The sequence below is a fragment of the Planococcus sp. RAB007_Raresut genome, assembly GCF_057369535.1.
Map to the genome: position 1 here is coordinate 26300 of NZ_JBXYIF010000002.1, position 12504 is coordinate 38803.

9 protein-coding genes are annotated in these 12504 nt (G+C 47.1%); all 9 read left to right on the top strand.

Annotated elements, in window-relative coordinates:
* Window positions 1-8: 8 nt before the first annotated feature.
* The 9 genes from AC2Q9J_RS04005 to AC2Q9J_RS04045 all read left to right on the top strand — a co-directional run bounded on the left by AC2Q9J_RS04005 (window position 9) and on the right by AC2Q9J_RS04045 (window position 12492).
* Window positions 9-1985 carry a DHH family phosphoesterase gene (locus tag AC2Q9J_RS04005; protein WP_499037392.1) on the top strand — a complete coding sequence of 659 codons (1977 nt, stop codon included), beginning with the start codon at window positions 9-11 and terminating at the stop codon, window positions 1983-1985.
* A complete protein-coding gene (gene rplI, locus AC2Q9J_RS04010) occupies window positions 1982-2431 on the top strand; it encodes a 50S ribosomal protein L9 (protein WP_084243446.1) in 450 nt (149 codons plus the stop codon). Before AC2Q9J_RS04005 ends, rplI begins: the two co-directional genes overlap by 4 nt.
* A gap of 12 nt (window positions 2432-2443) precedes the next feature.
* Window positions 2444-3799 (top strand): replicative DNA helicase, encoded by a 1356-nt coding sequence (gene dnaB, locus AC2Q9J_RS04015; RefSeq protein ID WP_101800997.1) that lies wholly within the window; start codon window positions 2444-2446, stop codon window positions 3797-3799.
* Between the two features lie 131 nt (window positions 3800-3930).
* A complete protein-coding gene (locus tag AC2Q9J_RS04020) occupies window positions 3931-5217 on the top strand; it encodes an adenylosuccinate synthase (RefSeq protein ID WP_121635719.1) in 1287 nt (428 codons plus the stop codon).
* Window positions 5218-6294: 1077 nt separating this feature from the next.
* Window positions 6295-7584, top strand: coding sequence for a peptidoglycan DD-metalloendopeptidase family protein (locus AC2Q9J_RS04025; RefSeq protein ID WP_499037396.1), 1290 nt, complete (start codon window positions 6295-6297; stop codon window positions 7582-7584).
* A 244-nt stretch (window positions 7585-7828) separates the two neighbouring features.
* The gene (yycF, locus tag AC2Q9J_RS04030; RefSeq protein ID WP_499037397.1) at window positions 7829-8536 is read left to right on the top strand and encodes a response regulator YycF; all 708 of its coding nucleotides are present in this window, start codon (window positions 7829-7831) and stop codon (window positions 8534-8536) included.
* A gap of 5 nt (window positions 8537-8541) precedes the next feature.
* On the top strand, window positions 8542-10368 hold the full coding sequence (gene walK / locus AC2Q9J_RS04035; protein ID WP_499037398.1) for a cell wall metabolism sensor histidine kinase WalK: 1827 nt from the start codon (window positions 8542-8544) through the stop codon (window positions 10366-10368).
* Window positions 10365-11693, top strand: coding sequence for a YycH family regulatory protein (locus AC2Q9J_RS04040; protein WP_499037400.1), 1329 nt, complete (start codon window positions 10365-10367; stop codon window positions 11691-11693). The genes walK and AC2Q9J_RS04040 overlap by 4 nt, the downstream gene beginning before the upstream one ends.
* Window positions 11680-12492, top strand: coding sequence for a two-component system regulatory protein YycI (locus tag AC2Q9J_RS04045; protein WP_499037402.1), 813 nt, complete (start codon window positions 11680-11682; stop codon window positions 12490-12492). Before AC2Q9J_RS04040 ends, AC2Q9J_RS04045 begins: the two co-directional genes overlap by 14 nt.
* Window positions 12493-12504: the final 12 nt, after the last annotated feature.

A 12504-nucleotide genomic window follows, 5' to 3' on the forward strand; every position in this document is an offset into this window, starting at 1 on the left:
TGAAATGAATGTCGGCTTTTTTTAGGAAAAGGAAGTTGAGGTACCCGTTATTGGCATTGCTGATACTGGGGCTGGCCGCTTCAATTCTGATCGCATTTGTATCGGAACTGATTGCGGGCATATTCTTTTTTCTTTTCGCTGCCGCTTTTGCATTTACGTGGTTGATTGAAAAAAGGACATACGAAGCAACCGAAAAACATATAGAAACTCTTTCTTACCGGATGAAAAAAGTCGGGGAAGAGGCTTTGCTTGAGATGCCGATCGGTATTTTACTGGCAGATGAAGAATTCAAGATTGAATGGGCGAATCCCTATATCAGCTCAGTTCTGGAATACGACACGTTGATCGGTGAATCGATCTACAGCCTGTCGGATGATTTCCACACATTGGTGAAATCGGAAGAAATCCGGGATTTGACGGTCACACTCGGCGACCGCAAATACCGCGTCTATTACAAATCGGATGACCGTTTGTTCTATTTGTTCGACATCACAGAGCAGGTGGAAATCGAATCGCTGTATTACGCGGACCGCACGGTCATCGGCATCCTTTTCATCGATAATTACGACGAATTGGCACAGGGCATGGATGACCAGACACGCAGCAATCTGAACAGCCTGGTCACTTCGCTGGTCAATGACTGGGGAGCGACTCATGGCATCTTCGTCAAACGGATTTCATCCGACCGTTTCATGGCAGTATTCAACGAATCTATTCTGAAACAACTCGAAGTTTCGAAATTTGCCATCCTGGATGATATCCGGGAAGTGACGGCCAAGGACAATCTGGCTCTTACATTAAGTATTGGTGTGGGCGCGGGTTCTGCCTCGCTTGTCGAACTTGGCAGTATGGCGCAATCGGGACTTGATCTGGTGCTTGGACGCGGAGGCGACCAGGTGGCGATCAAACATCCGAGCGGAAAAGTGAAGTTTTACGGCGGGAAAACCAATCCGGTCGAGAAGCGTACGCGGGTTCGCGCCCGGGTCATTTCCCACGCATTGCGTGATTTGATCCAGGACAGCGACCAGGTCTTTATCATGGGCCACAAGATGCCGGATATGGATTCCATCGGCGCGGCTGTCGGAGTCGCCAAAATGGCGGCGATGAATAAAGTCAAAGCGAGCATCGTGCTCGATTTTGATGAATACGACCGCAGTGTCAGCCGGCTGATGGAGGAAATTGAAAAGGACGCCGATCTTTTCGAGCAGTTTATCACGCCGGAAGAGGCGCTTGCCGATATGACGGATAATTCACTGCTTGTCGTAGTGGATACCCATAAACCGTCAATGGTTATTGAAGAGCGGCTGCTTCAGCGGATGGAACGTGTCGTTTTGATCGACCACCACCGCAGGGGCGAAGAATTCATTACCAACACAATGCTTGTTTATATGGAACCTTATGCATCTTCCACAGCCGAATTGGTGACGGAATTGATCGAATATCAACCGAAGCATGAAAAGCTGTCGATGCTTGAAGCGACAGCCATGCTTGCCGGAATTATCGTGGATACGAAAAGTTTCACATTGCGCACAGGCGCACGTACGTTCGAGGCGGCGTCCTATCTTCGTGCCAATGGCGCGGATACGGTGCTTGTGCAGCGTTTATTGAAAGAAGATATGGATACGTATCTTGAGCGCGCGAGAATCGTGGAAACCGTGGAATTTGTCGGGGGCGGCATCGTGATTGCCCATGGCCAGCCGGACCGCATCTACAGCCCGGTATTGATCGCGCAGACCGCTGATATTCTGCTGACGATGAAAGATGTCAACGCATCGTTTGTTATAGCGGAACGCAGTGAAGGCGGCATCGGCATCTCCGCCCGGTCGCTTGGAGAAGTGAATGTCCAGGTGATCATGGAAAATCTCGGCGGTGGAGGCCACTTGACGAACGCGGCGACACAAATGCCGGAAGCGACAATCGAAGAAGCGATCGCATTATTAAAAGAAACCATTTCAGAAACATATGAGGGGGAGCAAACCGAATGAAAGTTATATTCTTGAAAGATGTAAAAGGCAAAGGCAAAAAAGGCGACATCAAAAACGTGGCGGATGGCTACGCGCATAACTACCTATTGAAGAACAACCTGGCGAAAGAAGCCGATCAGGCAGCCATCAGCCAATTGGCGGGACAGAAGAAAAAAGAGGAAAAAGAATCAGCGCATGAACTGGCAGAAGCACAGAAACTGAAAGAAGAGCTTGAAAGCCTGACAATTGAACTGCAAACAAAATCTGGTGAAGGCGGTCGTCTATTCGGTTCGATTACAACGAAACAGATTGCCAAGGAACTTGAAAAAACTCATGGCATCAAAATCGATAAACGCAAAATGGAATTGGATGACGCCATCCGTGCGCTAGGATACACGAATGTGCCGGTAAAATTGCATCATGACGTAACAGCGACGCTCAAAGTTCACGTAACAGAAGAAGCGTAAGGGGATGGACCGATGAACGATATTATGGATCGTGTCCCCCCGCATAACCAGGAAGCCGAGCAATCGGTTCTTGGCGCCATATTCTTGGAACCGCAATCCCTGATTTCGGTCGCGGAAATTGTCATGCCGGAAGATTTCTACCGCATTGCGCACCAGAAAATCTTCCAGACAATGATCAATTTATCGGATCGCGGAAAAGCGATTGATGTAGTTACGGTCACTGAAGAGCTTTCCGCCAAAAAGGAATTGGAAGATGTCGGTGGGCTGTCGTATCTGACAGAAATCGCCAACGCGGTTCCGACCGCGGCGAACGTCGGCCATTACGCTCATATCGTGGAAGAAAAAGCATTGCTGCGCCGTCTGATCCGTGTGGCCACTTCCATTGTGGAAGACGGCTTTACACGCGAGGACGAAGTAGAGGCATTGCTTGCTGAAGCGGAAAAGAAAATGATGGAAGTATCCAGCCGCAAGAACGCTGGAGATTTTATTCACATCAAGGATGTATTGGTTAAAACGTATGACAATATTGAATTGCTGCATACGCGCAAAGGAGACGTCACAGGGATCCCTACAGGCTTCCGGGACCTTGATAAGGTAACGGCAGGGTTTCAGCGGAACGACCTGATTATCGTGGCTGCACGGCCTTCTGTCGGTAAGACGGCTTTTGCACTTAATGTGGCGCAGAACGTCGCGACCAAAACGGACGAGAACGTCGCCATCTTCTCGCTGGAGATGGGGGCGGAGCAGCTCGTCATGCGTATGCTCTGTGCGGAAGGCAATATCGATGCGCAGGTGCTGCGTACCGGTGCCTTGCAGAATGAAGACTGGCGCAAGCTGACGATGGCGATGGGCAGTTTGTCGAATGCCGGAATTTTCATCGATGATACGCCAGGTATCCGGGTCAATGATATCCGTGCGAAATGCCGCCGCCTGAAACAGGAATACGGCCTTGGCATGATCATGATCGATTATCTTCAGTTGATCCAGGGACCGGGTAAATCCGGTGAAAACCGCCAGCAGGAAGTATCGGATATTTCCCGTTCTTTGAAAGGCCTTGCCCGTGAACTTGAAGTTCCGGTCATCGCATTGTCCCAGCTGTCCCGTGGAGTGGAGCAGCGCCAGGACAAACGCCCGATGATGTCGGATCTTCGTGAATCGGGAAGTATTGAGCAGGATGCCGATATTGTATCGTTCCTGTACCGTGAGGATTATTACGATAAAGAAACAGAAGACCAGAACATGATTGAAATCATCATCGCCAAACAGCGTAACGGTCCGACCGGTACGGTGAAGCTGGCATTTGTGAAGGAATACAATAAATTCGTCACCATCGACTGGAGTCAGCACGAATCCGGCGGAGACTTCTAAACACGAACGTTTAAATGTGGAAACACATTTACGTTCGTGTTTTCTTTGGTTTTTGATTGACTAAAGCGGTTTTCATTGGTACAATTAACTCTGTTTGAAACAAGGGCGCAAGCCTGACGGAGGTGCGGACAATGACATCAGTCGTAGTAGTAGGAACGCAATGGGGAGACGAAGGAAAAGGGAAAATCACGGATTTTCTATCCGAGCACGCAGAAGTGATTGCACGCTATCAGGGCGGAAATAACGCTGGGCACACAATCATTTTTGGCGGAGAAACATATAAACTGCATTTGATTCCATCGGGGATTTTTTATAAAGACAAGATTTCAGTAATCGGCAATGGCATGGTCGTGGACCCGAAAGCATTGGTAAAAGAGTTGAAGGGCCTTCATGACCGTGGAGTGACCACTGAAAACCTGCGCATTTCTAACCGCGCGCACGTGCTCCTGCCTTACCACATCAAACAGGATGAAGTCGAAGAAGCGCGCCGCGGCGCCAATAAAATCGGTACAACAGGAAAAGGCATCGGGCCGGCTTATATGGACAAAGCTGCGCGTGTCGGAATCCGTATGGCCGACCTATTGGATCATGTCGTATTTGAAGAAAAACTTCGCATGAACTTGAAAGAGAAAAATCGTCTGTTCGAGAAATTCTACGAAACAGAAGGATTTACTGTCGAGGAAATTATGGAAGAATATTATCAATACGGCCAGGAAATCGCCAAATACGTAACGGATACGTCGAAAGTATTGAATGACGCATTCGACGAAGGCCGCCGTGTCCTATTTGAAGGTGCACAAGGTGTCATGCTTGATATCGACCAAGGAACATACCCATTCGTTACGTCATCCAACCCGGTTGCCGGCGGTGTGACAATCGGAGCGGGTGTTGGACCAACGACGATTTCCCATGTCATCGGTGTCTGCAAAGCCTATACTTCACGCGTTGGCGACGGGCCATTCCCGACGGAACTATTCGATGAAGTGGGCCAGCAGATCCGCGAAGTCGGCAAGGAATACGGCACAACGACAGGCCGTCCGCGCCGCATCGGCTGGTTCGACAGTGTTGTCGTACGCCATGCGCGCCGTGTCAGCGGATTGACGGATTTGACGGTCAACTCGATCGACGTTTTGACGGGTCTTGAAACAGTGAAAATCTGTACAGCATACCGTTATAAAGGTGAATTGATCACGGAATATCCAGCGAACCTTCGCATGCTGGCTGATTGTGAGCCGGTTTACGAGGAACTTCCAGGCTGGACGGAAGATGTAACGAACTGCAAATCGCTTGGCGAATTGCCGGAAAATGCGCGCCATTATTTGGAGCGCATCGCGCAATTGACAGGCGTCCAAATTTCCATCTTCTCTGTGGGACCTGACCGCAATCAAACGAATATTGTTACTAGTGTGTGGAGATAGCATAGAAAAGCGGAAACGGCCGTTCAGCTAAGAGTTGGGCGAAGGTAGTTCGGCCGACTCTTTGCGACGAAGCAGCGTAGCGATGCAGGAGCAGCGGTCATAAAAAGCTCACACTAATGGCATTGTTTGCCGCCTAGCCAGAGAGACTTACGACTCGAGGAGTTGGCCGTTGGAGTCTAGACAAAGAAAAGCGACGGCACCCGCTTAGCTCTGAAAGGCATAAGACGGACCAGCGAAGCGGCGTTCCGCCGCGCAGCTGGGCTGGCTTATGACCCGAAGAGCTGGGTCGCCGGAGACTAGACACACTGAAATGATTCATATATAGCAAGAAGCCGGACATTGCGTCCGGCTTCTTTTTGATTTAGAGAAATAGAAAGATTTTAAAAACGATATTCCGCAAAACAGCTTCGCTTTCCTAGGGGCTTGCACTGAGCTAACTCGTGCTCGGTCCCCTTCGCCCGAGTGGATCTCAGCACTTCGCTCGAACCTGAGTTGGATGGCCAACTCAGGTTCTACTCCCTTGGGAGTCTTCGCTGTTTTGCTTCATATCTTAGAGTGCTTTCTATAAAAAAGACAAGTTTCAGTTTATGGCAATTGAGAAGGTGGATAGATCAAACTTGTAAATAGCTGAAATGAAGCGAGAGGCAGCTACCCGCCGAAAGCGCAATGATCAAAGAAGTAGAAGTTCTATCGCTAGCCTAAAAGAAGCCGGACAACGCGTCCGGCTTCTTTTTGTAGAATGATTATTAAAGTCGTACATATTTTGTCCTTAAATTTCGTTATGTTAATAAAACATCCACATGTTAATATTCTGAATGCTACAGATTTATGACATATATGACGGATTTTTACCTTAAATAGGCTTTTTTATTAATCAGAAGAAGAAATTATAGCCATTTTCTAAAGACATAAACCTAAAAATAACCAGTAACTGTAATTTAATGGGTTAAACAATACGTTTTATTTACATTGAGCAGTTTTATGCTATTTTGATATAAGTTTGTGATAAAGTGATGAAGGTTTAATTGAACAGAAGATTTTTAGAGAGAGTTAATGAAGGGGGATTATGAGTACTATATGGGAAACTTAAATGACAAGAGCTTCAGCATTAGCGGCTCAAACCTTATTAAAATAGCGGCTTCGGTTTTTCTGGTGATGGGCTTGAATACGAATCCGGCAGCAGCAGAAAATATTGGCCATGATGGTTTTAAAACTGTTTATCATATATATAACGACGGCAATTACGTCGGCGCCGTAAGTGAAGAAGAGAAAGTGGAAGAATTGGTGGATGCGAAAATTGCTGAAACAGAGCAGGAATTCCAGGAATTGAATCTGGAACCTGACGAAAGCTTCAATATGATTGCTGAACAGGTTTTCGAACCGGCAGTTAAAAATGAGGAAGAGGTCCTTGCAGCGTTGGACGAAGAGCTGGATGTAAAAGCATCCACTTTCGCTTTGACATTGGATGGGAAAGTCATTGCCCAGCTGAAAGACCGTTCAGCTTACGATGAAGCGCTTCGTCAAGTGCTGCTGGCTTACGCAAGTCCGGAAGAATTGGATGAATGGGAAGCCAACAAGCGCACTTCGGTAGCTTTACCTGAATTGAAAGCGGGGGAAACCCGCATTACGTTAATCGATATAGAAGATAATCTTTCAGGCATGTCTGACCAGGCTGCACCGGCAGACATCAGTACACCGGAAGAAGCGGCAGCGCTTTTATTGGAAGAAAAAGATATTACAGTAACTGTTGAGAAGCAGGAGAAAGTAAAAGAAGGGCTCAAATTTGAGACAGTCGAGAAAGAAGACGAAGAATTGTTCATCGGCAAGTCGAAAGTTGAGCAAAAAGGCAAAGAAGGCGAAAAGGAAGTCGTCTATTCGATCACGGAGACTGGCGGTGAGCAGTCGGGACGTGAAGCAATAGAGCAAGAAGTGACGGCTGAGCCGGTTGAGAAAGTGGTTTTGAATGGCGTGAAGAAATTGCCGTCAGTCGGAACCGGTAAATTTGTATGGCCGGCACAGGGCGGATATATCTCAAGCAAAAAAGGGCCGCGCTGGGGCAGAGAGCATAAAGGCATCGATATTGCCCAGCCGGACGGCTTTGATATTCTGGCTGCGGATCACGGCGTTGTGAAAGCGGCAGGTGCAGACGGCACTTTCGGCAATCGCGTCATCATTGATCATGGCAACGGCTACGAAACGATTTATGCGCACCTTAAAACGATCGACGTCAAAGTCGGGGCTAAAGTGCCGCAGGGAACGAAAATCGGTGTGATGGGAACTACCGGACGCTCAACAGGAATCCACCTGCATTTTGAGATTTCGAAAAATGGAGCAACTCAGAACCCATTGGATTATATAAAACAATAATATGATTTGAATGCCAGCGAGCGGGAAATGTGATTTCCGTTTCGCTGGCATTCATATTACTGCTTGAAAAGGTAAATTCGAAAATAGAATAAAGAGGCTATTCCGCCAAAAAACGATGAAATATTTCCCGGGAAATATCACACGATGAATGAGAGATGCTAAACCGCCTGAACAGTGATAAAGTTAAGGTAGAAAAGTTTACGATCAGGATGGGAATTTCTATTCAAAAAAGGGGAGATCATTGATGAATAAGACGATTTTGGTAGTGGATGATGAAAAGCCGATTGCAGACATTCTGCAGTTTAATTTAAAGAAAGAAGGATTCAATGTCGTTTGTGCCTACGACGGAGATGAAGCGATCAAATTGGCGGAAGAAGTTAAGCCCGATTTGATGCTTTTGGATATCATGCTTCCGAACCGCGACGGCATGGAAGTATGCCGCGAAGTTCGCAAAAAATATGATTTCCCGATTATCATGCTGACAGCGAAAGACTCGGAAATCGACAAAGTGCTCGGTTTGGAATTGGGCGCGGATGATTATGTGACGAAACCTTTCTCCACGAGAGAATTAGTGGCGCGCGTGAAAGCCAATCTTCGCCGCCAAAATATTGTCCCTTCTGAAGAAGCGGGACCGAATTCGAACGATATCCAAGTAGGTGCTTTAACAATCCAGCCGGATGCCTACCTGGTTCTTAAACGTGAAGAAACGATCGAATTGACCCACCGTGAGTTTGAGCTGCTGCATTACCTCGGCAAGCACATCGGCCAGGTCATGACGCGTGAACATTTGCTGCAGACCGTATGGGGCTATGATTATTTCGGGGATGTCCGCACAGTGGACGTAACGATCCGCCGCCTGCGTGAAAAAATTGAAGATAACCCGAGCCATCCGGCATGGATTGTTACACGCCGCGGAGTAGGGTATTATTTGCGAAATCCTGAACAGGAGTAGACTGAATGCAGAAAGTAACCTTTTTTAAATCAATTCATGTGAAAATTGTGCTGATTTATATCTTGCTGATCCTTTTGGCGATGCAGATTATCGGCCTTTATTTTGTACAGCAATTGGAAGAATCGTTGATCAACAGTTTTGAAGAGTCCCTTAACGACCGGGTTGAAATCATCGAATTCAGTGTGCGGGAAGAGATAATCCGGAACCGGACGGATGACGACTTGACCGTGGAACAAAGCCTGCGTTCAGTATTGAACGGCTTTAGATCCGATGATATTTCTGAAATCCGCGTGGTCAATTCCCAGTACCGCATCATCGGCTCTTCGGCCATCGAAAAACAGCCGTTGATCGGCCAGCGTTCTGCGGATGGATTGGTAAGGGAAACAATCCTCAGTGGTGAAGCCAAACAGCAGATTAAAATAAACAAAGAGACCGAACGACGGGTATGGGTCGCCACGCAGCCGATCATGACGGTTGGAGGCGAGCTGCTCGGAACCCTCTATATAGAAGCGAAAGTGGAAAATGTCTATGACCAAATGGACGAAATCAATTCGATTTTGGCCGGAGGGACGGCATTGTCCTTGGTGATAACGGCAATTCTGGGTATTCTGGTTGCCCAAACCATTTCCAAACCGATTTCAGATATGCGGAAACACGCTCAGGCCATGGCAAAAGGTAATTTCTCCCGCAAGGTCCGTGTTTACGGCGACGATGAAATTGGGCAATTGGCGAAAGCATTCAACCATTTGACGAACCGGTTGCAGGAATCCCAGCAATCAACAGAAAGTGAACGCCGAAAACTGGCTTCCATTCTGGCGAATATGACGGATGGCGTCCTATCGACGGACCGCAGGGGAAGAATCATCCTGATCAACGATCCGGCGCTGCGCCTATTGAATGTTTCACGTGAAACGGTGATGAACCGTCCGATTACAACAGTTCTTGGGCTTGAAAGTGAATATACATTTGAAGATCTGATCCATATGAAAGATGCCATCACACTCGATTTTGGCACTTATGAACAGAGTGCTTTGCTGCGGACAAATTTCTCGGTAATCCAGAAGGAGACCGGCTTTGTTAACGGGTTGATTGCAGTATTGCATGATAATACAGAACAGGAAAAAATCGATATGGAACGCCGCGAATTCGTTGCGAATGTATCGCATGAACTGCGTACACCGCTGACAACGATGCGCAGTTATCTTGAAGCGCTTGCTGAAGGTGCTTGGCAGGACAATGAGCTGGCTCCGCGTTTCCTTAATGTGACACAAACGGAGACAGAGCGAATGATCCGCTTGGTAAATGACTTGCTGAAACTGTCGAAAATGGATTCAGGCGAAACCGAACTCAATAAGGAAATGGTCGATTTCAAAGTGTTCTTCAACCGCATCATCGACCGTTTTGAAATGTCGAAATCCCAGAATGTCATTTTTGAGCGTGATATGCCAAAAACGCCTTATTTTGTGGAAATCGATACCGATAAGATGACGCAGGTTTTCGATAATATCATTTCCAATGCGTTGAAGTATTCACCTGACGGCGGCAAGGTTTCATTCCAGGTAAAAGAAGTGGATGGCCTGCTGCAAACGAAAATCAGCGATCAGGGGATGGGTATCCCGAAAGAAAATCTGGATAAGATATTCGATCGTTTCTATCGTGTCGACCGGGCGCGTTCAAGGGAAATGGGCGGCACCGGACTGGGGCTGGCGATTTCCAAGGAAGTTATCAATGTCCACGGCGGCACCATTTGGGCGGAAAGCGATTATGGCAAAGGGACAACGATATTCTTCACGCTTCCATTTGAAACAGATGACGGAGGTGAGTGGGAATGAAATATATCGAACAAATAAAGTCGATCGTCCTGTTCCTGCTTGTGTTTCTCAGTCTTGCTTTGACGTTTACAATCTGGAATTTCACGCCGAAAACCCTGGCTCCGATCGATGACCCGGCACCTTCACTCGAATCGGCGATTGTGGAAACGAAAAAAATCGAGCAGGTAGTCAGACCGGTGAAAATACTTTACCACGGGGAAGAAAGCGTCAACGGAACAGTGAATAAGGATGAGATAGATTTATTGTTAAAATCAATGAACCAATGGGAAATCGGTGATTTGACCTTGCTGTCGGATGAAGCGACAGTAAATGAAATGACAGATATTATGCATGATCCGGCACGCGCGGTTCTCTATTATCCGGGTGCTGTGCCATTTCCGGTGTTCGATGCGATGATGAATATCACTGATACCAATGTGCCGGAAGCGACCTTCAACCGGATGGTCGTAAACTGGGAAAGCTCATCGAACGGAGCCCTTGAAATTTATTTCGTGAATTCGGATTCTGGACGCATCTATGAAGGGTCGGTTCAATTGGGTGATTTTTCGAGCTTTGAACAGAGCATTATCGCTCCTTCTGAACAATATCCTCTTTATATAACCGATAACTCGATAGGCACGCTGCCGATCTATATACCGGAAGAGCCTGTTGATACTTCGAGTTATGTTTATCTATATGAAGAAACGGCGTTGGACACATATGCGAGCCGGCTCTTCGACGGACCGGCTAACAATCTTCCTAACGGAAGCTTTACAGATAATACTGGGGCGTTCCTGGAAAGAAATGAAACCACGAAAGGGTTGGAATTTGTTCAATCCAAGGCGGAAACAACCGATCCTGCAATTCCATCGGAACTTGTTTTCAACACGACAAAGTTCATAAACGACCATGGCGGTTGGACCAACGACTATTATTATTTCGGCATGGAGCCGATCAACCAGTTGATTGACTATCGATTGTTCATCAACAATCTTCCGGTATTCGGTTCAACCGTATCGCCTGTCATTGAGTTGCAATGGGGGACGGCTGACGGCGAAGAGCAGGTTTTCCGCTACGACCGGCCAATCTATATATTGGAACCCACCGGCAGAACGGTAACAAAAGAGCAAGCATCCGGTACAGCGGTTCTCGCTGCCTTGTCGCGTTTGAATGAGGAAGAAAGAGCGCAAGTAAAAGAAATTATGCCAGGCTATGAACTGACCCGAAACTCGAACGATTCCGATCGTCTGATGATGGTCGAACCGAACTGGTATTTCAAAATAAACGACACATGGCTGAAGTTAACGAATGAAGTGTTAGGGGGAGGACCATTTGGACTGGAGTAGAACAAAGTCGATTTTTATCATCGTCTTTTCCATTTTGAATATCTTTTTGTACACCCTGTATTTGGAAAGTTACACAGAAGCCGAAAACTTTTCAGTCCTGACAGAATCAGCGGTGGACGACCGGCTGGCTGGCGATCAAATTACGTACCCTGACGATTTGGAAACAGAGCCAGGTGAGGAATCGTATATCAGCGGCACCCGGAAAGTGTTCACCAAAGATGATGTGCCGGTTGAAGACACCCGGGCAGCGGTAGAAGAAAATTACTTGTTGAATGTCGCATTCAATGAACCCATTCGCATCGGAGACGAGCAAAACAAGGAGAGCCTTGAAGCTTTTCTTGCCGCGAACATCTATAAAGGCGAAGAATATGTATTATGGGATGTCATAGAAGAAGAAAACAAGGCGATCTTTTATCAGGAAATCAAAGGGAAAACGTTGTATCATAGTGATAGCGGAAAAGTGACGCTTCTCTGGAATGATGAAGGAGAAGCAGTGCGCTACGAACAAACCATCTTTACGGACCTTGTTGAAAATGCCCAGAGCAAAGATGTCATTCCTCCAAAAAGAGCGATTGAAACACTGTATGGAAAAGGGATGCTGCAGCAGAATTCCGAAATCACATCAGTGACTCTTGGCTACTCTGTATATGTAGCCGTATCCGATGATACACGGATGTTCCTGCCGACATGGCGGGTGACCGTGGAACTTGAAGACGGTTCAACGACGGATTACTTTGTGAATGCCATCAAGGATGGAGTCATTGAATTCAACAAGCCGGAAGAAGAAGGTTCTCAATAAGGAGTTTTTACT